Source organism: Streptomyces sp. NPDC002076, from assembly GCF_053593835.1.
On the sequence record NZ_JBSFDI010000003.1, the window covers coordinates 475,351 to 501,922 of the forward strand.

Consider the following 26,572-nt stretch of genomic DNA (forward strand, 5'->3'; position numbering starts at 1 on the left):
GTTTACTGCCGGCGCTCGTCCCACGCCACCGACACGAGGCAGACATGTCAGCAGAGCAGGATGGCAACGGAGCCGATGCGGCTGCCGACTGGGCGGATGAGCACCGCTTCGAGGTGATCATCGGCGTCCCCGTGGTCCGCGAGGCGATCAGCGGCTGCGCCGCTCACGCGCAGGTTCCCATGAGCGCCGAGGAGTTCCTCGCGAGGGCCGCCGTGGTGTTCCCGGCCCTCGGCAGGGCCATCCGCAGCGGGAGCGCGGCCCGCGGGCGCGCTCGGGCACTGAAGCGGGGGTGGCGGACCGGCAGATCACAGGAGACCGGGATACCCGCCCCCATCGGCCGGGTCATCGCCTCCGTGCTCTGCTCCATGGCCTACCACGGCCAGGCGGTCCACTCCGTGGAACAGCGCGAGGGCGGATGCACCCTGACCGCCGAGATCCCCTCCGACCGCAAGACCTTCGGCGGTGTCCTCCAGGTGGACATCGACAGCGGCGACGACCACACCACCACCGTCCACGCGAAGGCGGAGATCCCCGGGCAGCTATACGACTGGGGAAAGAGCAGGCAGACCCTCGCCGCCCTGTTCGCCGACATCCTGGCCCTCCCCGGCTCCAGGACACTGGGAACCGGCATCACGACACAGCGGGGCTAGGCCCTGTCGTCAAATTCCCGTCGTCCGCCCGCCGAGCAGGCGGGAATTTGACGACAGGGCCTAGGGGTGCCTAGCCCGGGAACATTCCCCCGGTCACGTTCACGAACGTCCCGGTGATGCCCGCCGCCCGGTCGGAGGCGAGGAAGACGGCCGTGGCGGTGATCTCGGCGAGGGTGGGGTTGCGGCGGGTCATGCGCAGGCCGGCCAGGTGGTCGAGGATGCCCGCGATGTTCACGTTCGGGTCGACGGCGCGGAGCTTGTCCTCGCTGAGGGTCTCCGGGACGCCGGCCGCCCACAGGCCCACCGCGCGCACCCCGCGCGGCCCCAGTTCCATGGCGAGGTTGCGGACCAGGGCGTCGGTGGCCGCGTCGGCCGGGCCGGTGCCGCCCATCATCGGACTGCCGTGCGCGGAGCCGCTGTTGAGGGTGAGGATCACACCGGAGCCCTGCTCGGCCATGCGGCGGGCGGCGGCGCGGGCGGTGAGGAAGTTGGCGCGGGTGCCGTCGAGGACGGGGCGCAGGAAGTCGTCGGCGGACATGGCCGTCAGGGGCATGCCCTGCACATCGCCGCGGCTGACGAGGTTGAAGGAGATGTCGATCCTGCCGACCCCGGCCGCGTGCTCCTCCACCGCCGCCTCGTCGAGGGCGTCCACGACGGCGACCTCGGCGTCCTTGAGGCCGGCGGCCGCCGCCTCCAGCGTCTCCCGGGTGCGGCCCACGAGGTGCACCCGGGCGCCCTCGCGGGCGAAGGCGCGGGCCACCGCGGAACCGATCGAGCCGCCGGCGCCGTAGACGATCGCGGTCTTGTCGGTGAGCAGCATGGTGAACTCCTTCGGAAGTGGTGTCCGTTTCACCGATGCAGACGTACGGCACCCCCGGCGCTCATCGCTCACAGCCGCAGCGGCAGTCCGAACGCCGGGAACAGATGCGGTTCGAAGGAGGTGATCTCCGCGACGCGGCCCGCGGCGTCGAAGCGGAGCACGTCCAGGACCTGGGCGCGGTAGACGTTCGTACCGGGGCGGCGGACGTAGCCCCCGGCCGCGAGCTGCCCGTTGGCGTGGGCGGGCAGGTGGCGCCAGTGGCCGAGGAACATCGGCGAGGCGGGGTCGAGGCTCGGGCGGAGGAAGGCGAGCAGCGCCTCGCGGCCGGTGAACCAGAACGGGTTGGGCGGCATCGTCAGCGTGACGTCCGCCGCCAGCAGCTCGGTCATCGCGTCGAAGTCGAGCCGCTCGGCGGCCGCCATGTACCGCCGGAGCGCGGCCCGCTGGTCGTCCGTCGGCGGGCCGGCCGTCCAGTCCGTACGGCTCGCGGGCAGATGCTCGCGCAGGGCCGGACGAGCGCGTTGCAGCGCGCTGTTGACCGAGGCCACGGAGGTGCCGAGGGCCTGCGCGGTCTCCGCGGCGGTGAGCCCGAGCAGGTCACGCAGGACGAGCGTGGCCCGCTGCCGGGCCGGCAGGTGCTGCAGCGCGGCCAGCAGGACCAGCTCGACGGTCTCGCGCGACTCCGCGGCGCTGTCCGGCAGCTCGTCGTCCGGGTACGGCTGGAGCCAGGTGATACGGGCCGGTGGCTCGCCGGTGCCGTGGTCCATGCCGGGCAGCGGCTCGTAAGCCTGCGGGCGGCGGGCGGTACGGCGCTGGAAGTCCAGGCAGGCGTTGGTCGCGATGCGGTACAGCCAGGTACGGGCGCTCGCCCGGCCCTGATAGCCGTCCCGGGCCCGCCAGGCCCGCAGGAACGTCTCCTGGACCAGGTCCTCGGCGTCGTCGTAGGAGCCGGTCATGCGGTAGCAGTGGGCGCGGATCTCCCGGCGGTGCGATTCGGTGAGCGCGGCGAAGGCGGTCTCGTCCAGGAGACCCGCGGGTTCCGCAACGGCGACCGGCGTGACGCGAGCCCCTTCGGTTTCCGTAACGGCGACCGGCGTGACGGAAACCGTTGCGGCCTCGTGTGCGATCCGCGCGATGCGCCGCAGCCGGGCGACGGACGCGGAGAGTTCGGTGACCCCGGTGTAGAGCGCCGAGGCGGGCCTCGGCACCAGGTCCCGCGCCTGCCGACCGACGGTGTCGAGCAGTTCCTCCAGACCGCCGTCCCCGCCATGCCGCTCCCGGTACGCCTTCTGCCGGCACGCCGCCGAGCAGTACACCGAGCTACGGCCCCGGCGCCCGGCCCGCGCCGGAAGGGGGCCGCCACAGGCCGCGCACGTGTCCACGCCCACCTCCCGCTCAGGACTCCGGGTCAGCGATCCTCGCGCACCGGCGCCGTCTCCACCAGCACCGCGACAACGGAAAGGGGCGGCCACACCACGGTGACCGCCCCGGTACGGCTGACCTACTTCGCGGACAGCTCCGCCGCCACCAGCTCGGCGATCTGGACCGCGTTCAGCGCGGCGCCCTTGCGGAGGTTGTCGTTGGAGATGAACAGGGCGAGGCCGTTGTCCACCGTCTCGTCGCGGCGGATGCGGCCGACGTACGACGGGTCCTGGCCGGCCGCCTGCAGCGGGGTCGGGATGTCGGAGAGGGCGACGCCTGGGGCGCCGGCGAGCAGCTCGGTCGCGCGCTCCGGGGAGACCGGGCTTGCGAAGCGGGCGTTGACCTGGAGGGAGTGGCCGGAGAAGACAGGCACGCGGACGCAGGTGCCGGAGACCAGCAGGTCGGGGATCTCCAGGATCTTGCGGGACTCGTGGCGCAGCTTCTGCTCCTCGTCGGTCTCGTTCAGACCGTCGTCGACGATGTTGCCCGCCAGCGGCACCACGTTGAAGGCGATCGGCCGCTTGTAGACCTGCGGCTCGGGGAAGTCGACCGCCGCGCCGTCGTGGGTCAGCTTGTCGGCGTCCGCGACCACCTTCTGCGCCTGGCCGTGCAGCTCGGCCACGCCCGCGAGACCCGAGCCGGACACCGCCTGGTAGGTGGCGACGACCAGCGCCTGAAGGCCCGCCTCCTCGTGCAGCGGCTTCAGGACCGGCATCGCGGCCATCGTGGTGCAGTTCGGGTTGGCGATGATGCCCTTGGGGCGGTCGGCGACCGCGTGCGGGTTCACCTCGGAGACCACCAGGGGTACGTCCGGGTCCCTGCGCCAGGCGGAGGAGTTGTCGATCACTACGGCGCCCTGGGCGGCGACCTTCGGCGCCAGGGCCTTGGAGGTCGCGCCGCCCGCGGAGAAGATCACGATGTCCAGGCCGGTGTAGTCGGCGGTCGCCGCGTCCTCCACCGTCACCCCGTCCAGCACGGTGCCGGCCGAGCGCGCCGAGGCGAACAGCCGCAGCTGGGTCACCGGGAAGTTCCGCTCCGTGAGGATCCTGCGCATGACCGTGCCGACCTGACCGGTGGCTCCGACGATTCCGACCCTCACAGCGACTCCCTCTATGTGTCTCGTCCATGACCGGGGCTTTTCCATCATGCGGCCGACCCCGGTCCACCTGTCCAATTCTTTGCGGGGCGTGCCCGAGGAGTGGGACACGATCACTCTGCGGACGGTTCCGTACCTCCGTCGAACACCTCGCTGAGCTGGAGAAATTCCCTCCGTCGGGCGCCCGGGCCGCAAGCTGTGCTGTCCCGTGCCTGCCCGTACGGTCTCCGGCCATACGGCGATGTGACGCACGCCTCTGCGGACCGCCGGAAACCGGTCCGAACGTTTCGGCCCGCTGCCGCGTCGTAGGGGCAAACGCGTGAGGGGGTGGCTTGTGCTGCGCGGAGGGGCGCGCCGCGACCAGGGGGCGTATGCCGCCGGTACGGACCGTACGGGCCGTGCCGGTGACGATCCGCTGGACGCGGCCCAGGAACGCCGGGTGCGGGCGGTGCTCGCGCTCGGCGGGGTGCCGCAGTCGGACCTGCCGGACGGGGTGCAGCAGGTCCGGCTGCGGCTGCTGGAGCGGACCGCGAGCGGGCGGGAGGCGCCGCGGGACGTGTCGGCGTGGGCGGCGGTGGTCGCCTCCAACCTCGCCATGGACTGGCACCGGGCCAAGCGGCGCCAGGAGCGGCTGGGGGAGCGACTGGCCGCGCTGCGCGAGCCCGCGCACCCCTCCGGCGAGGAGACCAGCCTGCTCTCCCTCGCCGTCGCCCGCGGACTGGACGACCTGCCCGCCGCCCAGCGACAGGTGCTCGTCCTGCGCTTCTTCGCCGACCTGCCCGTCCGGGCCATCGCCGAGGAGCTGGACATCCCCGAGGGCACGGTCAAGAGCAGGCTGCACACGGCGGTCCGCGCCCTGCGCGCCCGCCTGCACGAGGACGAGGTGGTGTGACGTGACCGCCGGACACGAAAGCGCGGGGGAGTACGGCGGCATGGACGCGTTGATGGCCGCCGTCACCGGGGAACCGCTGACCGAGGAGGCCCGCCGGGACCCCGGCTTCCTCGCCGAACACCGGGCCGCCGAGGCCGATGTGGCGGTGCTGAAGGAGCAGCTGACCTGGCTCGCGGAGGCGCTGACCGGGGAGCGGGCGACGGAGCACGAGGCAGCGCCCGAAGAGAGTCCCCGGCCGGCGCCGCGGCCTCGCGGAGTCGCGCGACCGGTGCGCGCCGGGCGCCGCCCCCCGCGGCCCGCGCACCCCGGCCGCCCCTCCGGACCGCGCCGGGTCCTGCGGATCGCGTTCGGCTCGCTCGCCGGGGCGACCGCCTTCGCGGTGGTCGCCGGCTTGGGCTGGTTGGTGACGCACTCCGGTGCCTCGGACGACAACAGCGCCACCTCCACGGCCAAGACTGCGGGCGATTCCGCGGCGAAGTACTCCGGGGACGGCGGGCGGCCCTCCGACCCCGCACTCGACCTGGCCTGCTCCAGGCTGGTCGTGGAGGGCACCGTGACCGCGGTGGAACCGCAGAAGCCGTCCCCGTGGAGCCGGATCACACTGACCGTGATCCGCTCCTACAAGCCCGCGTACCAGCCCCCGCACGGACCGGCCCGGGTCAGCTTTCTGCTCGACGGCGGCGCGAAGCCGGCCCCGCGCACGGGCCAGCACGTACTCGTCCAGGTCGGCATGGGACAGCAGAACGCGAGCCTGTGGGCCGTCGGCGACACCCGTGTCTCCGTCAACCGCGCCTGGATCACGGAGGCGCTGCCCAGGTCCCGGCACCTGACCTGCCCCGCCGAAGAGGCACCCACCGACAGGCCGTGAGGGGCGGGTGCCCGGCCGGACACCCGCCCCTCACCCCAGCCACTCCGTTACGGCGTGACCTTCTCGATCTTCACGCTGCCGGTGCCCGCGACCGTGCCGCGCGCGTTCACCAGCTGGACCCGGCCGAAGAACTCACGGCCGGCCGGGGCCTCGGCGGCGGCCGTGACCTGTCCGCCGACCGTGGCCGAGTCGCCCGTGCCGAGCTTGACCGGAGTCGAGCCGTCGACGCCGACGCTGCCGAGCGTGGGGGAGAAGAACACATCCCGGTAGTCGTAGTCGGTCGCCCCCGACGGAACGGAGTAGCCGACGACCTTGATGGTGTACGTGCCGGCGGCCGGCGACGGGATGGACACCGCCTCCTCCGAGTCGCCGTCGGCGGACTGGGCGACCTGCTTGCCGCTCGCGTCGTACACCGTCAGGTCGAGGTCGGCCGCCTGGTCCGAGACGCCCCCGATGGCGACGTCCAGCGAGGTGGCACCGGCCGGGACGTCGACCGTGGTGGTCTGCGTCTCGCCCTGCTTGATGGTCGGGCGGGCCGTCTTGGCCGAGCCGAGCGGGCCGCCGACCAGCTTGCCGTCCAGGGCCGCGTACCGGTTGGTCACCTTCCAGGTGACGGCGGCCGGGCTGCCCGCCTTCGCCTCGGGCACGGTCACGGTCTCCGGGTCGAAGGCCGCGCCGAGGACGGAGACGTCCAGCGTGTACGGGTTGTCCAGCAGCGGGGACGTACGGCGGGACTCCACCTCCACCTCCCAGACGCCCGGCTGCGGGTCGGCGTAGGAGCGCACGTCGGGCCTGCAGCCGTTGCCGTCCAGGTAGTTCGGGTAGCAGTACGGGGTGCCGGTGTTGTCGACCGGGACGCCGTACGGGTGGATGGCGATGAACCGGGTCTGGCTCTTGTCCTTCAGTCCGCCGATCGCCACCTCCAGCGACTTCGCGCCCTCGGGCACGGTCAGGAAGTACGACCGGGTGCTGTTGCGCTGCACCGAGTTCGTCGCGGTGTAGGTGTGGTGCACCGGGGTGGAGACCACGACGGTGGTGAGGATCTGCTTGTCGATCCCCTCCGTGAACGGGTCGTCGACCTCCAGGATCGCGCTCTTGACGCCCGCCGAGCCCGGGGCCGCCTGCACCTTCACCGTCACGGGCTGGTTCAGCGGCAGCCGCACGACGTCGTCGCCGAGGATCCGGAAGGTGTCGCCGGCGTTGTTCGCGAAGCTCAGCTCGTGCCAGACCGCCCGGTCCGGGCCGGAGGTACGGGTGATGGTGATGTCGTACGTCTTCTTCTCGCCGGCCTTGAGACCGCCCTCGCGGTCGTACAGGCCGGTGCCGAAGCCGGGGGTCTTCAGGGCGTAGTCGATCGCGGTGTCGACCGGGGCCTTGACGGTGTAGTCGTGCGCGGAGGCGTCGTCCTTGACCGCCTCCCACGCGTCCACGATGTCGATCAGGCCCGCGCCCTCCTCGTACGCCTGAACTCCCTTGATGTGGTGGGCCGTCGACGTGAGCGCCGTGCGCAGCCCGGCCGGGGTCAGGGCGATGCCCTTCTGCTTCGCGGCCGACAGCAGCAGCGCACTCGCGCCGGCGGCCTGCGGGGAGGCCATCGAGGTGCCCTGGAGCATGGAGTAGCCGGCCGGCAGCGAGTAGCCCGCCTCGGCGACCGGCGAGCCGGGCAGCCAGGTCTGGGTGGAGTTGATCGCGGCGCCGGGTGCGACCAGCGTCGGGGTGAAGCCGCCGTCCTCACGCGGGCCGCGCGAGGAGAACGGCATCATCTGGTACTTCTTCTCCACGACCGAGCCGTAGTTCGCGGCCCAGGTCTCCTTGGAGATGGCCGCGCCGACCGAGATCACCTTGTCGGCCAGACCCGGGTCACCGATCGTGTTGGCGCCGGGCCCGGAGTTGCCCGCGGAGATCACGAGCTGGACGCCGTAGGTGTCGATGAGCCGGGTGTAGAGCTCGGCGCGCGCGTTGTTGCCGTCGTTCAGCGCAGGCAGGCCGCCGATCGACATGTTGACGATGTCGACACCGCGGTTCGCGACCAGGTCGATCATGCCCTCGGTGAGGGCCACGTTGGTGCAGCCGCCGGTCCAGGTGCAGGCGCGGGAGGAGACGATCTTCGCGCCGGGGGCCGCGCCGTTCATCGCGCCGCCGAACAGGCCGTTCGCGGCGGTGATGCCGGCGACGTGCGTGCCGTGCTCGGACTCGATGACCCCGATGTTGACGAAGTCCGCCTTCTTGCCGACCCAGGACCCGCCGTACGGGTCCATCGGCACGTCCTTGCGGATCTGCACGACGAACGGCACCCGCTCGGCCACGTCGGTCTTCGGGTCGTCGGTGCCGAAGTACCCGACCTGGTAGCCGTCCTTGTACGGCTTCATCGGGGTGTCGTCGGTGAAGTCGTGGTCGTTGTCGAGGTCGACGGTGACCGTGCCGGCCGCCGGGTCGTACAGCACGCCCCAGCTGTCGGTGGTGTCGCCGTCCCGGTTCAGGTCGCCCTTCTCGTCGCCACCGGTGGTGGCGGACTCCCTGAAGGTGCTGATCTCGTACGAGCCCGAGGGAGCCGTCCAGGTCGCACCGCCGTAGGAGAAGCCTGGCCCGGAGACGGCGGTGACCATCGGCCGCCAGGTGGCGTCGCCGTCCACGATCGGGTCGGTCGAGGTCACCCAGTCGACGATCTTCCGCTCACCGGTGGTGGTCTTCTGCAGTGCCGGGTGGCCGAGGTCGACGCCGGAGTCGAGGATGCCGATGGTGATGCCCCGGCCGTCCCACTTCGGGTGGTCCTGGACGAAGTCGACGGCGCCGGTCTCGAAGGAGGGGTTGTACGGGTTCTTCGCCGGGGTGTTCTTGCCGGGACCGGGATAAGTGCCGGTGACGGAAGCGGAGTTGGTGCCGTTCGGCGCCGGGTCGTCGAGCGGGATCTCCTGCTTGAGGTCGATGGCGTGCACCGAGGAGAGCTTGGCGGCGGCCCTGATCGCGGCGTCGGCCCGGGCCGTCGGCACGGTGGCGCGGACGTAACCGAGCTTGTCGTAGGTACGGCCCACCGAGCCGCCCTTGACCGCGTCCAGCTCCTCGACGACCTGCTCGGTCTGTCCCGGGGCGGTCGCGATCATCATCGTGACGTTCTTGTCACCGTCGGCCTTGGCGTCGGCGAGCAGATCGGCGTCGTCCGAACCGAGCTTGTCGTGAGCGGACTTGACGCCGGAGTCGACGGCCGGGGTGGGCGGAGCGTCCGCGGCGAGGGCCAGGGGTATCGGCCCGGCCGCGGACAGGGCGGCCACCACGCCCACAGCCACGGCTATGCGGGCCAGGCGTCTCGGACCGGGTATGGGATCACGCTCGGGCGTGTGGGTCATCGGCATCCCTCAGGTAAAGGAATTGAGCGGACGAGAGCGCTCAGCTTTACCCAAGGGCCAGTCTTTTGGGGATCGTTGACCGAATCGATATCGACGTATGGGGAAAACCCGCGATGTCTATGTGGCTGTTCGCCCCGTATCGCCGGTGATGCCGTCAGTTTTCCTTCAAGCGCGCGTAATGCCGGGACGCCTTCGCGCGGTTGCCGCACGCGGCCATCGAGCACCAGCGGCGGGTGCCGTTCCGGGACGTGTCGAAGAAGTGCAGGATGCAACTGCCGCCGGCGCAGGTCCGGATGCGCTCCGGGGCCCGGGTGATCAGGTCCAGATAGTTCCGGGCGGCGAGCCAGGCCGGCCCCCACGACGGATCGGCGAACTCCGGCTCCTCGGCGGGGCCGTCGACGGTCAGCCGGGCCCGGATCCGCCCGTGCGCCAGTACGGCGTCCACGAGCGGCGCGGCCTGCGCCGGTGTCCCGTCGACCGCGGCCTTGATCGCCTCGCGCGCCTCGCGCAGATGCTCCAGCACCTCCGGGTCGGCCGCGTGGTCCCCGGCCAGCCCGTTGCTCGCCAGCCACACCGCCAGGCCGTCGGTGCCGTCGAGCAGGTCCTGGGTCACGCCTTCCCGGTTCCACCGGGTGTTGAGCAGGTCGAGCGCGAGGGGCTCGCCGGTGAGCGGGCGGGGGTCGCGGGCGATGGGCATCGGGCACTCCTTCTCGTCTAACCACTCAAGAGTACGTGACCGGTTGACCGAACCATCTCTAACCGTCTAATCTCAATCACAACGGTTAGACGTCTCGAAGGGAAGAGCCATGGCCCCGCGCATCGCGCACACCGGTGTGAACGTCACCGACCTCGACCGCTCGCTCGCCTTCTACCGCGACCTCCTCGGCTTCGCCGTGCTCGCCGAGGACAAGGAGGACGACCAGTGCTGGGCGATGCTGGGGGAGGCCGGCGGCGCCCCGCTCGTCACCCTCTGGCAGCAGGCGCAGGGGGCGTACGACGGCGCCCGCCCCGGGCTGCACCACCTCGCCTTCACGGTCGACTCCATCGACCGCGTCCGGGAGTACGAGACCGCGCTGCGGGCCGCCGGAGCGGACTTCGCCTACGACGGCGTGGTCGCCCACCACGAGGGCGGCGCCTCCGGCGGGATCTTCTTCCACGACCCGGACGGCATCCGCCTGGAGATCGCCGCCCCCCTCGGCCCCGACGGCGCCCCGGCACCCCACTCGGACGCCCCGACCTGCGGCTTCTTCTAGTCATGGGCACCTATCACGCGGGCTCGCTCGCCGTGCAGGAGCTGCTGGGCGTCCGCGACCGCGCCGACCATGTGGGCCGCTCCCTCGGCCAGGACATCAAGCCGATCGCGGCGGCCTTCCTGGAACTCCAGCCCCTGCTGGTGGTGGGAGCGGCGGACCCGGGGACGGGGAGGGTGTGGGCGTCGGCGCTCACCGGGGCACCGGGTTTCGTCCGGGCGACGGGCCCGAGGCAGATGTCGGTGGTCACCGGTGCCGGGCACCCACTCACCACGGCCCTCAAAACCCCCGGCACTCATATCGGAACCATCGCCCTGGACCCCCGCACCCGCCGCCGCATGCGCCTCAACGGCCGGCTGCGCCCGACCGCCCGCGGGTTCGCCGTCGAGGCCGACCAGGTGTTCTCCAACTGCCCCAAGTACATCCAGCGCAGGAACTCCTACGAGACACTCGCCGACCGCACACCGGGCAGCCCTCGCCGGCTGAGCGAACTCGACTCGCGAGTAACGGAGTTCATCGGCTCGGCCGATACCTTCTTCATGGCCACCGCACACCCCGGCGGAGCCGACGTCAGCCATCGCGGCGGCAACCCCGGTTTCGTCCAGGTCACCTCGCCGCACCGGCTGACCTGGCCGGACTACCCCGGCAACGCCATGTTCCTCACCCTCGGCAATCTGCGCAGCAACCCCCGCGCCGGACTGCTCTTCCTCGACTGGACCACCGGCACCACCCTCCAGCTCACCGGCGAGGCGCACACCGAGTTCACGGCGGCCGGCGAGCGCAAGGTCCGCTTCACCCTCACCGAGGCCCTGTGGACCCCGGCTGCCCTGCCGCTGCGCTGGTCCGCCCCCGAATATTCACCAGCGAATCCGGATGTTCCGGGCTAACGTCCAAGGAATGCGACGGAACTTGAGGGTGGCGGCCTACGCCGTGTGCGTCCGTGACGGACAGATCCTCCTGGCCCGTTCACCCGGGCCCGGCGGAGTCCCCGAGTGGGTGCTGCCAGGTGGCGGCATGGAGCACGGCGAGGACCCGTACGACACCGTCCGCCGCGAGGTCATGGAGGAGACCGGTTACCGCATCCAGGTGACCGGTCTTCTCGGCGTGGACTCGTTCCGGCTGACCCTGGCCCGGCGCCGCCACCGTCGTCGTACCGACCACCACGCCCTGCGTCTCGTGTACGAAGGAGAGGTCGTCGGCGGTGAACTCCGCCACGAGATCGGCGGCTCCACAGATTTCGCCGCATGGCGGGACCTCTCGGTCGTACCGGACCTGAACCGGGTGCCCCTGGTCGACCGTGCGCTGCGGCTCTGGCGGGAACGCCCCGCGAACGGTCGTCTCACCGCCGAGACCCCTCCCGTACCCCAGGAGATGAACGAGGAGTGACCGCACCCCGGCGGCCCGCAATCCGCTCCATGGCCGCGACCGGTATCCCGTGATCCACGTACGGTGATCGGCGCTGCGCGTTGCCGCCGCGTTCACGCGCAGGTCACCCCCGGTGCCAACGATCCAGAGCGAGCGGGCCGTTCGCGCGAGCGACGACCCGCGACCACTGCCGACGCGTTCGCACTCGGGGAGATCGCGCCAATGTCGCGCATACGCTCTGTCGCCGCCTCCGCCCTGGAGGTCAACCGCCGTACCGTCCTCGCCGCCGCCGGAGCGGTCTCGCTCTCCGCGGGCGTCGGCTACGCCCTCCGCCCCATCGACAGCCAGGCCGCCACCAGCGAGGCGCCGGTCGCGCACTCCCGGCAGGCCGCCGGGGCGGCCGCGCTCGCCCCCTACACCAAGGGCACGACCCTCGCCTCCGTCGCCGCACCCCGGAACAGCTCCGGCTACCGGCGGCTCGGCGACGGCCCGGGCTGGAGCCGGGTGGTGCGCAGCGAACTGGCCGCGCCCAAGTCGGGCCGGGCGGGCCGCCGTACGGCCCTCGCCGCGTTCGTGCAGTTCACCGACCTGCATCTGCAGGACGTCCAGCACCCGCTGCGCCTCGAGTACATGCGCTCCCGCGACGTGCACTCCTGGCGCCCGCACGAGGCGCTCACCGTGCCCGGCGCCGTCTCGCTCGTCGAGCGGGTCAACGCCCTCAGGGGCGCCCCCGTCACCGGCGCCCCGCTGCACTTCGTCATGACCACCGGCGACAACACCGACAACAACGCCCACTCCGAACTGGAGTGGTTCATGAAGGTGATGAGCGGTGGCCGGATCACCCCCAACTCGGGTGACCCCAAGCACTACGAGGGTGTGCAAAGCAGCGGTCTGAAGCTGTACTGGCAGCCCGACTCTACCCTCCGCGACGGCGACAAGGCGCTCGGCTTCCCGCAGCTCAAGGGCTTCCTGGCCGCCGCGATCCGCGAGCTGCAGAGCCCCGGCCTGAAGCTGCCCTGGTACTCCACCGTCGGCAACCACGACGCCCTCCCGCTCGGCTGCTACGGCTCCCACGGCGACCCCTACCTCGCCGAGGCGGCCATCGCAGGCAAGAAGCTGTTCAGCGTCTCCGCCGCCGACGCCCAGAAGCTCCAGGACGCCATCAAGAACGCCAAGGACCCCAAGGGGACCGGCTACCGGGACTTCCTCAAGGCGCACGCCCGCTCGATGCGTTCGGTCACGCCGGACGAGAAGCGCGCGCCCTACACCCAGGCCGACTACCTCAAGGCCCACCTCGACCCCGCCCACCAGGGCCTCGGCCCCGTCGGGCACGGCTACTCCTCGGCGAACCTCGACGCGGGCACCCAGTACTACGCCTTCCGCATCTCCGACGACGTCATCGGTATCAGCCTCGACACCACCGACGCCGGCGGCCACTACGAGGGCTCCATCGGCACCGCCCAGCTGAACTGGCTGGACAGGACGCTGAAGGACAACAAGGACTCCTATGCCGTCGTCTTCAGCCACCACACCAGCAAGACGATGGACAACACCCGCCCCGACCCGGCCCGCCCCGGCGAGAAGCGGCACAGCGGCGCCGAGGTGATCTCGGTCCTGTCCGCCCACGCCAACGTGCTGGCCTGGGTGAACGGCCACATCCACAAGAACGTCATCACCCCGCACCAGGCCTTTGGCGGCCGCTCCTTCTGGGAGATCTCCACCGCCTCCCACGTCGACTACCCCCACCTGGCCCGCATCATCGAGCTGGTGGACAACAAGGACGGCACGATCTCCGTGTTCACCACCCTGATCGAGTCCGCCGCCCCGCACCGCACCGACTTCGCCGATCTCTCCCAGACCGGCCTCGCCGCTCTCTACCGCGAGCTGGCCTTCAACGCCCCCGGCGCCGGCAAGACCCTCGCGGGCAGCGCTGCCGACCGGAACACCGAGCTGGTGCTGAAGAAGGGCTGAAAGTCAGTCAACTGGCCGAACAGCAAGCAACCTTCGCGCATCCGGCACCGGTTTCTTTCCCCGACCGCACCGACATCACAGTTGGGGGAAGACATGCGTGTACGCACGACCCTGGTGGGCGCCACCGCCCTGCTGCTCGCGGGAGCCCTGGCGGCGCCGGCCGTCGCAGCCACCGGCGGCCGGCCCGAGGGCGGGCACACCGCCACGCGCAAGGCCGTCGAGGCCCTGGTCGCGGCCGGTGTGCCCGGGGTGACCGCCACCGCGGAGGACACCCACGGCACCTGGTCCACCACCGCCGGCGTGGGCGACCTCGGCACCGGCAGGCCGCGCTCCACCGCCGACCGCTACCGCGTCGGCAGCATCACCAAGACCTTCGTCGCCACCGTCCTGCTCCAGCTGGAGGCGGAGGGCCGGCTGTCGCTGGACGACACGGTGGAGAAGTGGCTGCCGGGCGTCGTCCACGGGCACGGCCACGACGGCCGGCACATCACCGTACGGCAGCTGCTCAACCACACCAGCGGCATCTACAACTACACCGAGGACGCGGACTTCGGCCGCGCCTACTTCACCGAGGACGGTTTCCGCCGGCACCGCTACGACACGCTCGCCCCGCGCGACCTGGTGGCCGTCGCGATGCGCCACAGGCCGGACTTCGCGCCGGGAACCTCCTGGCACTACTCCAACACCAACTACGTCGTGGCCGGCATGGTGATCGAGAAGGTGACGGGACACGCGTACGCCACCGAGATCACCCGGCGCATCATCGGCCCGCTGCACCTGAGGGCCACCTCGCTGCCGGGTACGACGGTCACCGTCCCGCACCCGAGCAGCCGCGCTTACTCGAAATTCACCGACCCGAAGGGTCCGGTGTACGACGTGACGGACCTCAATCCGTCCCTGGCCTCCGCGGCCGGTGAAATGATCTCGAATTCCGCCGATCTCGACCGCTTCTACGGCGCCCTGCTCGGCGGAAAGATCCTTCCGCCGCACCAGCTGAAGGAAATGAAGACCACGGTCGAGATCAAGGACTCCTCTTACCCGGGACGCTATGGCCTCGGCCTCATGGAAACCCCGCTGAGCTGCGGTGTTCAGGTGTGGGGCCATGACGGCGGCATCCATGGCTCGGTCTCGATGGCGATCGCGACCGAGGACGGCCGGCATTCCCTCGCCCTCAATTCCAACGGGGACTGGGCCGGCGACGAGCGCGCGGTCGCCGAAGGGGAATTCTGTTAGCCACCGTTTCATCGACGTCATTCCGTGTTAACGCGGACGCAATGTCCGTACCGCCTCATATCGGCTAACCCGCTTTGGACGGGGATGGCTCGATCTTCTCGATCATTTATGCAAGGCGGGTGGTCGCGTGCGCGCGAGGCACGGACTGCGTGTGCTCTCGGTCTACGAGGGCTTCTTCTCCGGAGGAGCCCGGATCGTGCACAGCGACGTCGTACTGGGACTGGCCGAGGGCGGCCAGTCCCACCAGGTGCTCAGCATCCATGGCGAGGTCCATCGCGAAGCCACCCGGCAGCGCATGGAGGACGACCACTGCTACCGGGCGCTCACCGGCGGCGGGGTCGGCGTCACCTCGCTCGGCCGCAGCGCAGGCCTGGTGGACGGCTCGCTCGCGGCGAACGTTTTCAGCGGGCCCGAGCTGGCCGAAACGGCTCGGTCGATGGCCGGGGCGGATGTGATCCTCTCCCTGAAGGAGCAGCCGCTGGCCCTGCTCAACCAGGGTGGCCTGCCCCGCCGCCCGGTCGTGGTCTGTCTGCACCGCTCCGACCCGGAGAACCAGGGACCCGCGCTCGACGAGCTGAAGGCCGCCATCGCCGACGGCACGGTGGCCGCGTGCGTGTGCTGCGCCGAGTCCACCCGGGCCGCCTACGAGGCCGCCGGCATCCCGGGCCGGCTGCTGCACGTCATCCCCAACGGTGTCGACCTGCTCCGCTTCCGCCCGGACCCGGCCGCACGGCTCGCCCTGCGCGCCTCCCTCGGGATCGCTGACCGGGCGCCGGTGGTCGTCTTCGCGGCCCGCTACGCCGCGATGAAGAACGTCCCCCTGCTGCTCCGGGCGGCCCGCGCCTGGCTGGCCCGGGAGGGCGGCGGGCAGGTGCTGATGTGCGGTGCCGGGATGACCCCCGACAACTCCGGGCTGCGCGCGGACCTCGCCGAGGCCTTCGCGGACGCACCGTCCCTCGCCGACCGGGTGCACCTGCTCGGGGTACGGCACGACATGCCGGCCGTCTACGCCGCCGCCGACGTCGTCGCCCTGACCTCCGTCTCCGGCGAGGCGGCGCCGCTGTGCCTGATCGAGGGCATGATGTGCGGCGCGGTTCCGGTGACGACCGACGTCGGCGACAGTGCGTCGATCGTCGAGGGCCTCGGTTTCGTCACCCCGCCGGACCCGGGTGCGATCGCCCTGGCCTGGTCCGCGGCGGCCGCCGGCCGTACGGAACTGGCCCCGGCCCTTGAGGCCGCCCGGGAGCGGTTCAGCCGCACCCGCATGATCGCGGCCTACGCCACCCTGCTCGACGAGGTGTACGCCTCACACGTCGGTGGGCAGCGGGTCGTGGCGCAGCACACTGTAGGCGACGCCGTCGCGCCACCGGCCGTCCCGGAAGACGATGCCCCGCAGTACGCCCTCGCGGGTGAACCCGGCCTTCTCCAGGGCCCGCTGCTCGGCGATGTTCTCGGCCTCGGTGTCGGCCTCGATGCGCATCACGGGGGTGTGGGCGAAGAGGTAGCGGACGAGCTGTAGCTGGGCCCGGGTGCCGATGCCCCGGCCACGGGCCTCGGGCAGCAGCTGGGCGCCCATGTTCCAGCAGTAGGTGGAGGCCGAGACGACGACCTTGCGCCAGGCGACGAACCCCAGCGGCCCGGTTCCGGCCGCGACGATCAACTGGCCGCCGTCCTCACCGAGCAGCCGGTTCTCGGCCCAGCGCTGCCGGAACCGCCGTGGGTCGGCGTACCCGTACCACTGGAAGGGCCCCGCCGTCTCGGGCTCGCTGAGGAAGCGCTCCAGCAGGGGCAGATCGTCCTCGTTCACCGGGCGCAGGGTCACGGATTCGGCAGACATGAACCAGAGCGTAGGGCTGGGGCTGTCAGGACCCCGTCAGGAGATGCGGTCTAGGGCCGGGAGATAGCCGAGCAACTGGCCCGGTGCCGTGGGGTGGTACGACTCGGTGGGGGCCAGCAGGTCGACGCTGTGCAGCCAGGGGGTCGTGGAGCAGATCTCATGGCCGGCGAAGGCCGCCCTGACGTCGGCGAAGGCGAACCCGTGCGCGGCGGCGCGGTGGGCGATCACCGCGTCGAGGTGGTCCACACCGTCGTTGATGGCGGCGCGCGCGGTGTCCTGGAGGCCGATCTCGCAGGTGCCTCTGAGGTGGTACATGTGCGGATAGCCGAGCACCACGACACGGGCGGCGGGAGCCCGGTCCCTGATGGCCGAGTAGAGCCGGTCGAGGCTGTACCCGAGGGCCCTGTCCACCGTGGCGCGGGCGGCGGCGACGGCCGACAGACAGCGGGTGGTGCCACCCAGTGCGCAGGTCGTCATGACGCCGACGAAGCCCGCGTCGGTGCCGCCGACGGTGAGGGTGACCAGCCTGGTGCCCGGGCCGAGCCTACCGAGCTGGCCGGACAGTACGTCGCTCGTCCGGGCGTGGTTGCACGCGGCGAAGGCGAAGGCCGTCACCTTGTGCGCCGAGGCCCACAGCACCGGGTACGCCCGGCCGCTGCGCTTGCAGTTGGTGCCGGTGGGGAGATAGGCGCCGGCACCGAGCCCGGCGGAGTAGGAGTCGCCGAGGGCCACAAAGCCCACGGACGCCGTCCGGGGCACCGCCTGTGCCGTCTCGGGGGCGGCGACGAGGCAGGCCGTGGCGAGCAGGAGGGACGCCGCGGACGCGGCTATCCGGGTGTGTCGCATACCTCTCATCATTAGTGGCCGGGCCCGTGCCGCCCGCGCGGCTCGTCCGTTCGGGTGAAGCGGCGGGACGCACGAGGAGGGGACACCGGAATCGCCCGGTGGCCCCTCCTCTCCCCTCCTGAGGGCTCCTTTCGGCCCTCTCGATGCCTCCCGGTCCGTCACTACCGGGGAAGCACCACGACATACGCGGCCGGGTCGCGGTCGGCCGAGGCCATCAGGGCCGTGCGGACCACCGCCGCCTGCTGCTCCATCGCGTCCCTGAGCTTCTTGGGCGTGATGTACACGACCGTGATCCCGAGGCGTTCCAGGTGCTCGCGCTTGCGGGCGTATTCGGACCAGAGGGCGTCGTCGTCCTGCCGATGGCCTTGGCGGGGCGCCCGGGTGTCCAGCTCCACCGCCACCGCCTGGTCGGGCCAGTACGCGTCCAGGCCGCCGAGGTGCGGGCCGCCGGGCAGCCGCAGGTCGACGTTCCAGACCGGGTCGGGCAGGCCGTACTCGCCGACCATCCGGTACAGGCGGTGCTCGGCGATCGAGCGGCCCTCCGCCACGATCGAGTCCACCGCGTCCACCACGTGCGGGCGCTTCAGGAGCTTCGCCTGGGTCAACTCCCTTACGACGGCGGCCGGTTCGCAGTGGCGGCCGCGCACCGCCTCGGTCAGCAGCCGCCGTACCGCCTCCGCGTCCGTCAGCTCCGCCACCGCGTCCGCCAGCGCCCGCGGCACCGGTGCCACCGGCAGGCCCGTCACGGCGTTGGGCGCGGGCAGGTCGGGCGTGCGCAGGATGCGGACATAGCCCGTGGAGCGCACTCGACGCAGGCGGGGGACCAGGACGTCGACATGGTCCAGGGAGAGCAGCGGCGGGGTGGCGGAGAAGCCGTAGAGGGTGAGGGCCGCGAGGCCCGTGATCATCGCGTCGGCGTAGACAGGGCGGTGCGGTTCCTCGGCCGTCGGCTGGGCCGGGACGCCGGGCGCGGCCTCGCGGGCCGCGTACAGCAGCGCCCCGTGCAGACGCTCCTCGCTCGTCGGGGGGCCGGGGTGGAGGAGGACCACGTTCGGCAGCAGTTGCCGCCAGGGTCCGGCAGGGCGGCACTGGTCGGTCAGCTCGGCCGCCGTCACTCCGTGGGAGCGGAGCTGGGCCTCCGTCAGAACGCGGCGGTGGACCTGGGAGAGGTGGCTGAGCGGGCGGGGGGAGAGCGGGGTGTTGTGCGTCATGGCGTCGGGATTCCCTCGCCCGGTCCCCTCGTTAACCGCTGTTACACGGTCGTCGAATAATGCGGACAAGCCCGGACTAAAGGTCAGGTGTTCGGGTGCCGAGTAGGGACGGGAAACCCCTGGTCCGATCAGGTGCGGACCAGGGGTTACGGGTCACATTGACCGAATTCCGTAACGGTCACCGGCGACCCAAGCTCAGGCCAAAGGTCAGTCGCCGAGGGCCGTCGCGTCGCACTCCTGTGCGCGCAGCGCCCGCGCCAGGTCGTCCCGCGCCTCCAGCACCAGCCGGCGCAGCGCCGGCGCCGCGTCCCGGTGCGCCTGAAGCCACGCGTCCGTCGCCTCAAGCGTCTCCGGGCGGTCCTGCAGCGCCGGGAACAGACCCCGTACGACGTCCATGCCGATCTGGATCGACCGCTCCCGCCACACCCGCTCGATCGCCGCGAAGTACTTCTCCGCGTACGGCGCCGTCAGCTCCCGCTGCGAGGGCCGGGCGAAGCCCGCGATGGTCGCCTCCACCAGCGCGTTCGACAGCGCGTCGGACTCCACCACCTGCGCCCAGGCCTGCGCCTTGACCGCCGCCGACGGGCGTGCCGCCAGGCAGCGGACCTGGTGGCGCTTGCCGGACGCCGTGTCGTCGCGGGCCAGTTCGGCCGCGAGGACCGACTCGTCGGCCACGCCGTGCGCCGCCAGCGGTTCCAGGAACGCCCAGCGCAGCTCCTGGTCCACCTCCAGGCCGTCGATGGTCTCCGCGCCGTCCAGCAGGCGCTTCAGCAGGGCGAGGTCCGTCTCGCCGGACGCCACCGTCGCGAAGAAACGCGCCCACGCCAGCTGGTGCTCACTGCCCGGCTCGGCCGCCTCCAGCTCCCGCAGCGCGCCCTGCGCGAGCAGCTCACCGCCGGTCTGCCGCCATTCCGGCGCCGCATAGTGCACCAGCGCCGAGTTCGCCCACGTGTGCAGCATCTGCAGCACCCCGATGTCGGACTCGCGGCCCGCGAACCGCAGCACCAGACCGACGAAGTCCCGCGCCGGCAGCAGCGCGTCCCGGGTCATGTTCCACAGCGCCGACCAGCACAGCGCCCGGGCCAGCGGGTCGGTCAGCGCGCCCAGGTGCTCCTTGAGCGTCGCCAGCGAGGTGACGTCGAAGCGGATCTTGCAGTACGTCAGGTCGTCGTCGTTGACCAGGACCAGCTCCGGGGCCTCGGCGCCCGCCAGGTCCGCGACGACCGTGCGCGGCTCGTGCACGTCCGTCTCCACGCGCGCGTACCGCTCCAGCGCGCCCTCGGGCGTACGCCGGTACAGCCCCACCGCGATCCGGTGCGGGCGCTCCTCGGGATGCGACTCCGGCGCCTCCTGCACCACCGCCACCTCGGCCACCCGGCCCTCCGTGTCCAGCAGAACCTGCGGCGTCAGCGAGTTCACCCCGGCCGTCTGCAGCCACGAACGCGCCCACGCCGACATGTCCCGGCCGCTGGTCTCGCCCAGCGCCGACAGCAGGTCGCCGAGCCGGGTGTTGCCGTACGCGTGCCGCTTGAAGTAGCGCCGTGCGCCCTCCAGGAACGCGTCCTGGCCGACGTACGCCACCAGCTGCTTGAGCACCGAGGCACCCTTGGCGTAGGTGATGCCGTCGAAGTTCAGCTTGGCGTCCTCCAGGTCACGGATGTCCGCCGTGATCGGATGCGTGGAGGGCAGCTGGTCCGCGCGGTACGCCCAGGCCTTGCGGCGGTTGGCGAAGGTGATCCAGGCGTCCTTGAAGCGGGTCGCGCCGACGTTCGCGAACGTGCCCATGAAGTCCGCGAAGGACTCCTTCAGCCACAGGTCGTCCCACCACTCCATGGTGACCAGGTCGCCGAACCACATGTGCGCCATCTCGTGCAGGACGACGTTCGCCCGCGCCTCGTACGACGCCTGTGTCACCTTGCCGCGGAAGATGTACTCCTCGCGGAAGGTCACCAGACCCGGGTTCTCCATCGCGCCCAGGTTGTACTCGGGCACGAACGCCTGGTCGTACTTCCCGAACGGGTACGGGTAGTCGAAGTGGTCGTGGAAGAAGTCCAGGCCCTGCTTGGTGACCAGGAAGACGTCGTCGGCGTCGAAGTGCGGGGCGAGCCCCTTGCGGCACATCGCGCCGAGCGGGATCTCCAGCTTGGTGCCGTCCTCGAACACCCGCTCGTAGGAATCCGTCACATAGTGGTACGGCCCCGCCACCACACAGGTGATGTACGTCGAGATCGGCTTGGTCTCCGCGAACCGCCAGACTCCGTCGGCGAGTTCACCCGCGCCGTTGCTCCACACCGTCCAGCCCTCGGGCGCCCGCACCTCGAAGCGGTACGGCGCCTTGAGGTCCGGCTGCTCGAAGTTGGCGAAGACCCGGCGGGCGTCGGCCGGCTCGTACTGGGTGTAGAGGTAGACCTCGCCGTCCTCGGGGTCGACGAAGCGGTGCAGACCCTCACCGGTGCGGGAGTAGGCGCACTGCGCGTCCACGACCAGCTCGTTCTCCGCGGCCAGGTCCTCCAGCGCGATCCGCGCGCCGTCGAAGACCTCGCCCGGGTCCAGGTCCCGGCCGTTGAGCGACACCGAGGTCACACTCGGCGCGATCAGATCGGCGAAGCTCGCCGCGCCCGGCTCGTTGCAGCGGAAGTGGATCGTGGTCACCGAGCGGAACGTGCGCGGCTCGCCGTCCCCGTCGCCGACGGCGGACCTGAGGTCCAGGGACACGTCGTACCCGTCGACGGACAGCAGGGCGGCCCGCTCCCGGGCCTCGTCACGGGACAGATTCTCACCGGGCACGGACGGCACTCCCTTGTGATCGCGTGGATGAGGCTGAACAGGACCGATCCTGCCATGTGCCCCTGACAGCGGTCAGCAGGGAATGCGGGTCGCGAGGACGTCGTTGAGGGTTGAAAAGAGTCTTACGCTGAGGAGAGCCATGTCCGAGTCCGGCAAGACCCCCGTCGACTTCTGGTTCGACCCGCTGTGCCCCTGGGCCTGGATGACCTCCCGCTGGGTGCTGGAGGTGGAGAAGGTCCGGGACATCGAGGTCCGCTGGCACATCATGAGCCTCGCCGTCCTCAACGAGAACAGGCTGGACGAGCTGCCCGAGGAGTACCGGGAGATGCTCGCGACCAAGGCCTGGCAGCCGGTCCGCGTGGTCACCGCCGCCTGGCAGAAGCACGGCGACGACATCCTCGGCCCGCTGTACACCGCGCTCGGCACCCGCATCCACAACAACGGCGAGGGCCCCACCCTGGAGGCCATCGCCGGCGCCCTCGCGGACGTCGGCCTGCCCGCCGACCTCATCGACCACGCCGAGCAGCAGGACTTCGCGTACGACGCCGAGCTGCGCGCCTCCCACAAGGAGGGCATCGAGAAGGTCGGCCAGGACGTCGGCACCCCCGTCATCGCGGTGCCCGGTCCCGACGGCGAGCAGATCGCCTTCTTCGGCCCGGTCGTGACCCCCGCCCCGAAGGGCGAGGAGGCGGCCCGCCTGTGGGACGGCACGCTCGCCGTGGCCTCGGTACCGGGCTTCTACGAGATCAAGCGCACCAGGACGCAGGGGCCGGACTTCAGCAACCTGTGAGGCGCGGTGAGCGGGCCCGGTCGGCTCCGGGCCCGCTCCACCCTTCCGCACACCTCTCCAGGTGCTCCTCGTGCGGGTCGTGCACGACCGCCTGTCGCGCCGCTGGTTCCTGCACCTGCTGGGCACCAGTGCCGATAAATCCCGGGGGAGAGCGGGAAGTTCACAGGACCGGTCGCGATGTGCGGAGGTTCGGATGCCGGAGGCGTGGCTCGGGATCGACCTCGGCACCCAAGGGGCGCGGGCACTGCTCGTGACGGCCGACGGCACGGTCCTCGGCCGATGCCAGCCACGCCCTGGACGCCCGCGTACGAGCCCTCGGGTGCCGTCGCCTACCCACTGGTCTCACCCGGCGAACGGTTCCCCTTCCGCGCCCCGCAGGCCACCGCGCTCCTGCTCGGCGTCCCGGAGTCGGACGCCGACCTGTGGGCGGCCCTCCTGCAGGGCGTGGCCTTCGCCGAACGCCTCTGCCTGGACCACCTCCACCACCTCGGCGCGCCCGTGGACGGCCCCCTCACCTTCACCGGCGGCGCGGCCCGCAGCGCCTACTGGACCCAGATGCGCGCGGACGTCCTGGGCCGCCCGGTCCGCATCCCCGAGCGGCCGGAACCCGCTCTGGGCATGGCGGCGCCGGCCGCCTACGGCACGGGCGCGGGGCCGGGCCTCGCCGCGGTCGCGGAGTCGATGGCCCGCGTGGCCACGACGGTCGAGCCGCGGCCCGGCCGTACGGCGCGGTTCGCCGAACCGTACGCACGGCTGGTGGGGGAGCTGGAGCTGCGCGGGTGGCTGCCGGGGGCGGTGGCGGCGCATGCGCTGGCGCGGCTGAAGCCGTGATCAAGCGGGCATCGACTTCGGGACCGGCACGCCCGGCCTGAGGAAGAACAGGCCGGCGATGGCACCGGACCTGTCGAAGGTCACGCGGAACTCGCCGGCGCTCTTCGCCATGCGCAGGGGCACGCTCACCACGGTGAACCGGCCGGACTTGACGTCCTTGGGCTTCTGGTGCGACTTGTAGTGCCCGAACTCGTCCTGGTAGTGCTTCCACGAATCCTCGAGCCCCTCCGGCGGCAGGTGCTTGCGCATGTCAGCGCCGAAGTGGGCGGTGGCGGCCTTGTAGTCGCCCTTGACGATGTCGTCGAGCGTCTGCAGGGCAATGGTGTCGTGGTCGGGCGCGGCCTGTGCGGAACCGGCGGCCGGCCACGGCGCTGATGCGGCGAGCGCGAGGATGGCCGCTGCCCGGACCATTCGGCGCCCGCCGCCGCGTGCGATGTCTTTGTCGGACATGCGTTCATCGTGCGCCCCCCGCCCGCACCTCGCATGCCGGACGGTCGCCACCAGGGCTTCCGGACCGCGGGAGGCCGCGACGAGCCCAGGGGGACACTGCTGCCCATGACCTCCGCCACCCTGCTCCTCGCCCGCCACGGACAGACCGTCTGGCATGCCGAGAACCGGTACGCCGGAGTCAGCGATGTCGCCCTCACCGACACCGGGTACGCCCAGGCCGAGGCGCTGGGGAGGTGGGCCGCCGCGCATCCGGTGGACGCCGCCTGGACCTCGCCGCTGTCCCGGGCGACCGCCACGGCCGATCCCGCCTGCCGGGCTCTCGGTCTCACCCCGCACCGCGAACCCGGCCTGCGCGAATGCGACTTCGGGGTGATGGAGGGCCGTACGCTCGCCGAGTTCGCGGCGCGGAACCCCTAGGCCCCTGTCGTCAAACTCCCTCCCCCAGCCTTCGGCCGGGGGGATCCCCAGAGCACGCACCTACTGCATACATCAGCCGCTCCGCGGCGGGCGCGAGGCCCGCCCTCCGGGCGGACGGCGGGAGTTCGACGACAGGACCTGGGCGGCGGACGCGTTCCGCGCCGACCCGGTGGCGCACCCCTTCCCCGGCGCCGAGGACCCCCGCGCGGCGGCCGGGCGCGGGAGTGCCGCCCTGCGACGCATCGCCGTCGTCCACCCCGGCGGGCGGGTCCTGGTCGTCGCGCACAACACCCTGCTGCGGCTGGTGCTGTGCTCGATGCTCGGTATTCCGCTCGCCGAATACCGCCGGGTCTTCCCGAAGTTGCGCAACGCGGCGGTGAGCGAGATCAGCGTCGACGGCGAGCACACCGCGCTGCTCACGCTGAACGTGCCCTGCGGGTAAGGGGAACACGACGACGACCGGGGCGGCGCCCCTCACCGGTGGATCATGCGCCGGGACGGGGCGCTCGCAGGTGTCGCCGCCGGGCCAGTTCCTCGTCGTCGACCAGGGTGAGCATGGGCTGACCCGGCTCACACAGCATGGTGACGAGGAAACGGCTCCAGGAATCCGTCCGGTTGTTCCCGTCCTGGTAGTGGATGACATCGCCGCCCGGCTCCCAGAACGTCTCGCCGGCCTTGATCACCCGCTCCGCCTCGCCTTCCAGCTCGAAGAGCATCTCGCCCTCCAGCACGTAGCCGAAAGCAGGTCCGGAGTGCCGGTGCGGAGGGGTGCCGGGATCGCCGGGCGGGAACTCGACGAGAGCCGTCATCGCCTCCGCCCCTTCCGGAACGAACGGCGGCTTCGCCGACTGCAGCACGGTGAGCGCCGTCTTCCATGCTTCTGAGCGCGGCCGGCGTTCAGCACCGTCTGCCGCTGGATCGTGGTTCGACATCGTCGGGCCTCCAGGAGTGGGCCGGTGTGCACCGAGGGTCCCCGGACAACCGTCCCTCCTGCCCGCGGCCGCCACAATCCGGAGCCTGCGGCAACGGCAAGGCCCCCGCGTGTCGTACGCGGGGGCCTTCTAGGCGTGGAGGCGTCAGCGCTTGGCGCGGACGCGCTCCCGGAGGTAGCCCACGGCTGCCAGGAACAGGGTCATGCCGCCGGTGGAGCAGAGCTGGACGCGGGTGTCCGGCTCGCGGGCCATCAGGACGAAGATCGCCACCATGCCGGCCAGCGCGACCCAGGTCAGCCAGGGGAACGCCCACATGCGCACGACCAGCTTCTCGGGGGCCTCGCGCTCGATACGGCGGCGCAGCAGCAGCTGGGAGACGGCGATGAAGATCCAGACCACCAGGATGACCGCGCCGATCATGTTGAGCAGCCACGGGAAGACGTCGTCAGGGCGCCAGTAGCTCAGCAGCACGCAGACGAAACCGAAGAAGCAGGACGTGAGGACCGCGATCCGCGGAACCCCGCCGGACAGCCTGACCAGCGCCTTCGGACCCTGGCCGCGCTCGACCAGCGAGTAGGCGATGCGCGAGGAGCCATAGATGTTGGCGTTCATCGCGGACAGCAGGGCGACCAGGACGACCACGTTCATCAGCCGGCCCGCGCCGGGAATGCCGAGGTGGTCGAGCGTGGCGACGTACGGACCCTTCGCCACGACCTCCTCGGAGTCCCACGGGACCAGGGTGACCACGACCGCCATCGAACCGATGTAGAACAGCGCGATCCGCCACATGGCCGTACGGACGGCGGACGCCACGCCCCTGACCGGGTTCTCGGACTCGGCGGCCGCGATGGTGACCGTCTCCAGGCCGCCGTAGGCGAACACCGAGGCGAGCAGGCCGACCAGCAGGCCCTGGTTGCCGTGCGGCATGAAGTCGCTCAGGTTGGCGGTGCCCGGCGAGTGCGTGCCGGGGAGCACACCGGCGATGGCCAGCACGCCGAGGACCAGGAACAGGCTGATCGCGCCGACCTTCAGCGCGGCGAACCAGAACTCGAACTCGCCGAAGTTCTTCACGGCGGCCAGGTTCGCCCCGCAGAACACCACCATGAACAGGGCCACCCACATCCACTGCGGGGTGCCCGGCAGCCAGCCCTGGACGATGTGCGCGGCGCCGATGCCCTCCAGGCCGACGGCCGTGCACAGCAGCACCCAGAAGGACCAGCCGGCGGCGAAGCCCGCCCAGGGGCCGATCGCCCGCTCGGCGTGCGCGGAGAAGGAGCCCGAGGACGGGTAGGCGGCCGACATCTCGCCCAGCATCCGCATCACCAGCATCACCAGCAGGCCGGAGAGCGCGTACGCGACGACGATGGACGGGCCGGCGGCGGCGATGCCCGCGCCGGAGCCGACGAACAGACCCGCGCCGATGACGCCACCCAGGGCGATCATCGACAGATGGCGCTGCTTGAGGCCGTGGGAGAGGGAGGCGCCGCCGCCCTGGTGCTGTGGCGGTGTCTCGGTGGTCGTGCTGGTGGGCATGGGCGCGGCTCTCCCGGGCAAGGCAAT

Annotated in this window: 21 protein-coding genes and 4 pseudogenes; 13 read left to right on the forward strand and 12 right to left on the reverse strand. The window is 71.5% G+C overall.

What is annotated here, in order from left to right:
* The first annotated feature begins 44 nt into the window (after positions 1–44).
* Positions 45–650 (forward strand): hypothetical protein, encoded by a 606-nt coding sequence (locus tag ACWCQS_RS09330; RefSeq protein WP_451003867.1) that lies wholly within the window; start codon positions 45–47, stop codon positions 648–650.
* Between the two features lie 70 nt (positions 651–720).
* On the opposite strand, the gene ACWCQS_RS09335 is transcribed toward ACWCQS_RS09330, so the two are convergent.
* The 3 genes from ACWCQS_RS09335 to ACWCQS_RS09345 all read right to left on the reverse strand — a co-directional run bounded on the left by ACWCQS_RS09335 (position 721) and on the right by ACWCQS_RS09345 (position 3,991).
* The gene (locus tag ACWCQS_RS09335) at positions 721–1,470 is read right to left on the reverse strand and encodes an SDR family NAD(P)-dependent oxidoreductase (RefSeq protein WP_451003868.1); all 750 of its coding nucleotides are present in this window, start codon (positions 1,468–1,470) and stop codon (positions 721–723) included.
* A gap of 68 nt (positions 1,471–1,538) precedes the next feature.
* Positions 1,539–2,858 carry an RNA polymerase subunit sigma-70 gene (locus ACWCQS_RS09340; RefSeq protein WP_451003869.1) on the reverse strand — a complete coding sequence of 440 codons (1,320 nt, stop codon included), beginning with the start codon at positions 2,856–2,858 and terminating at the stop codon, positions 1,539–1,541.
* 113 nt (positions 2,859–2,971) lie between these two features.
* Entirely contained in the window at positions 2,972–3,991 is a 1,020-nt protein-coding gene (locus tag ACWCQS_RS09345) for an aspartate-semialdehyde dehydrogenase (RefSeq protein ID WP_451003870.1), read from the reverse strand.
* A 331-nt stretch (positions 3,992–4,322) separates the two neighbouring features.
* Between ACWCQS_RS09345 and ACWCQS_RS09350 the strand changes: the two genes are divergently transcribed.
* Positions 4,323–4,880 (forward strand): RNA polymerase sigma factor, encoded by a 558-nt coding sequence (locus ACWCQS_RS09350; protein WP_451003930.1) that lies wholly within the window; start codon positions 4,323–4,325, stop codon positions 4,878–4,880.
* Between the two features lies 1 nt (position 4,881).
* Positions 4,882–5,748, forward strand: a complete 867-nt coding sequence (locus ACWCQS_RS09355; RefSeq protein WP_451003871.1) for a hypothetical protein — start codon at positions 4,882–4,884, stop codon at positions 5,746–5,748.
* Positions 5,749–5,795: 47 nt separating this feature from the next.
* Here ACWCQS_RS09355 and ACWCQS_RS09360 read toward each other — a convergent pair whose 3' ends face one another.
* Both ACWCQS_RS09360 and ACWCQS_RS09365 read right to left on the reverse strand, forming a co-directional pair.
* Positions 5,796–9,092, reverse strand: coding sequence for a S8 family serine peptidase (locus ACWCQS_RS09360; RefSeq protein WP_451003872.1), 3,297 nt, complete (start codon positions 9,090–9,092; stop codon positions 5,796–5,798).
* 154 nt (positions 9,093–9,246) lie between these two features.
* Positions 9,247–9,789, reverse strand: a complete 543-nt coding sequence (locus tag ACWCQS_RS09365; protein WP_451003873.1) for a CGNR zinc finger domain-containing protein — start codon at positions 9,787–9,789, stop codon at positions 9,247–9,249.
* 109 nt (positions 9,790–9,898) lie between these two features.
* On the opposite strand from ACWCQS_RS09365, the gene ACWCQS_RS09370 reads away from it, so the two are divergent.
* The 6 genes from ACWCQS_RS09370 (at position 9,899) to ACWCQS_RS09395 (ending at position 16,430) form a co-directional block, all read left to right on the forward strand.
* Positions 9,899–10,345 carry a VOC family protein gene (locus tag ACWCQS_RS09370; protein ID WP_451003874.1) on the forward strand — a complete coding sequence of 149 codons (447 nt, stop codon included), beginning with the start codon at positions 9,899–9,901 and terminating at the stop codon, positions 10,343–10,345.
* Between the two features lie 2 nt (positions 10,346–10,347).
* The gene (locus ACWCQS_RS09375) at positions 10,348–11,229 is read left to right on the forward strand and encodes a pyridoxamine 5'-phosphate oxidase family protein (RefSeq protein WP_451003875.1); all 882 of its coding nucleotides are present in this window, start codon (positions 10,348–10,350) and stop codon (positions 11,227–11,229) included.
* Positions 11,230–11,239: 10 nt separating this feature from the next.
* Positions 11,240–11,728, forward strand: a complete 489-nt coding sequence (locus ACWCQS_RS09380; RefSeq protein ID WP_451003876.1) for an NUDIX hydrolase — start codon at positions 11,240–11,242, stop codon at positions 11,726–11,728.
* 201 nt (positions 11,729–11,929) lie between these two features.
* On the forward strand, positions 11,930–13,678 hold the full coding sequence (locus ACWCQS_RS09385; RefSeq protein WP_451003877.1) for a TIGR03767 family metallophosphoesterase: 1,749 nt from the start codon (positions 11,930–11,932) through the stop codon (positions 13,676–13,678).
* A gap of 93 nt (positions 13,679–13,771) precedes the next feature.
* Positions 13,772–14,911: a serine hydrolase domain-containing protein gene (locus tag ACWCQS_RS09390; protein ID WP_451003878.1), complete on the forward strand. Its 1,140-nt coding sequence runs from the start codon at positions 13,772–13,774 to the stop codon at positions 14,909–14,911.
* Positions 14,912–15,062: 151 nt separating this feature from the next.
* Positions 15,063–16,430: a glycosyltransferase gene (locus ACWCQS_RS09395; RefSeq protein WP_451003931.1), complete on the forward strand. Its 1,368-nt coding sequence runs from the start codon at positions 15,063–15,065 to the stop codon at positions 16,428–16,430.
* Here the strand turns inward: ACWCQS_RS09395 and ACWCQS_RS09400 are convergent.
* The 4 genes and pseudogenes from ACWCQS_RS09400 to pepN all read right to left on the reverse strand — a co-directional run.
* Positions 16,380–16,748, reverse strand: a pseudogene (locus ACWCQS_RS09400) (GNAT family N-acetyltransferase); the annotation flags it as partial. The gene ACWCQS_RS09395 and the pseudogene ACWCQS_RS09400 overlap by 51 nt on opposite strands.
* A 36-nt stretch (positions 16,749–16,784) precedes the next feature.
* Complete coding sequence (locus ACWCQS_RS09405) at positions 16,785–17,594, reverse strand: SGNH/GDSL hydrolase family protein (RefSeq protein WP_451003879.1); 810 nt, start codon at positions 17,592–17,594, stop codon at positions 16,785–16,787.
* Between the two features lie 161 nt (positions 17,595–17,755).
* Positions 17,756–18,805 (reverse strand): hypothetical protein, encoded by a 1,050-nt coding sequence (locus tag ACWCQS_RS09410; RefSeq protein WP_451003880.1) that lies wholly within the window; start codon positions 18,803–18,805, stop codon positions 17,756–17,758.
* Positions 18,806–19,012: 207 nt separating this feature from the next.
* Positions 19,013–21,592 (reverse strand): aminopeptidase N, encoded by a 2,580-nt coding sequence (pepN, locus tag ACWCQS_RS09415; RefSeq protein ID WP_451003881.1) that lies wholly within the window; start codon positions 21,590–21,592, stop codon positions 19,013–19,015.
* Positions 21,593–21,731: 139 nt separating this feature from the next.
* Here pepN and ACWCQS_RS09420 point away from each other — a divergent pair, with 139 nt between their 5' ends.
* Positions 21,732–22,382, forward strand: a complete 651-nt coding sequence (locus tag ACWCQS_RS09420) for a mycothiol-dependent nitroreductase Rv2466c family protein (protein ID WP_451003882.1) — start codon at positions 21,732–21,734, stop codon at positions 22,380–22,382.
* A gap of 303 nt (positions 22,383–22,685) precedes the next feature.
* Positions 22,686–23,213: pseudogene (locus ACWCQS_RS09425) on the forward strand (FGGY-family carbohydrate kinase); the annotation flags it as partial.
* Here ACWCQS_RS09425 and ACWCQS_RS09430 read toward each other — a convergent pair.
* On the reverse strand, positions 23,214–23,663 hold the full coding sequence (locus ACWCQS_RS09430; RefSeq protein WP_451003883.1) for a DUF3887 domain-containing protein: 450 nt from the start codon (positions 23,661–23,663) through the stop codon (positions 23,214–23,216). It lies immediately after the preceding pseudogene.
* Positions 23,664–23,768: 105 nt separating this feature from the next.
* On the opposite strand from ACWCQS_RS09430, the pseudogene ACWCQS_RS09435 reads away from it, so the two are divergent.
* Positions 23,769–24,081: pseudogene (locus ACWCQS_RS09435) on the forward strand (histidine phosphatase family protein); the annotation flags it as partial.
* A 141-nt stretch (positions 24,082–24,222) separates the two neighbouring features.
* Positions 24,223–24,522 (forward strand): annotated as a pseudogene (locus ACWCQS_RS09440) (histidine phosphatase family protein); the annotation flags it as partial.
* A 43-nt stretch (positions 24,523–24,565) separates the two neighbouring features.
* Here ACWCQS_RS09440 and ACWCQS_RS09445 read toward each other — a convergent pair.
* The gene (locus ACWCQS_RS09445; protein ID WP_451003884.1) at positions 24,566–25,012 is read right to left on the reverse strand and encodes a cupin domain-containing protein; all 447 of its coding nucleotides are present in this window, start codon (positions 25,010–25,012) and stop codon (positions 24,566–24,568) included.
* A 144-nt stretch (positions 25,013–25,156) separates the two neighbouring features.
* Positions 25,157–26,545 (reverse strand): amino acid permease, encoded by a 1,389-nt coding sequence (locus tag ACWCQS_RS09450; protein WP_451003885.1) that lies wholly within the window; start codon positions 26,543–26,545, stop codon positions 25,157–25,159.
* Positions 26,546–26,572 lie beyond the last annotated feature (27 nt).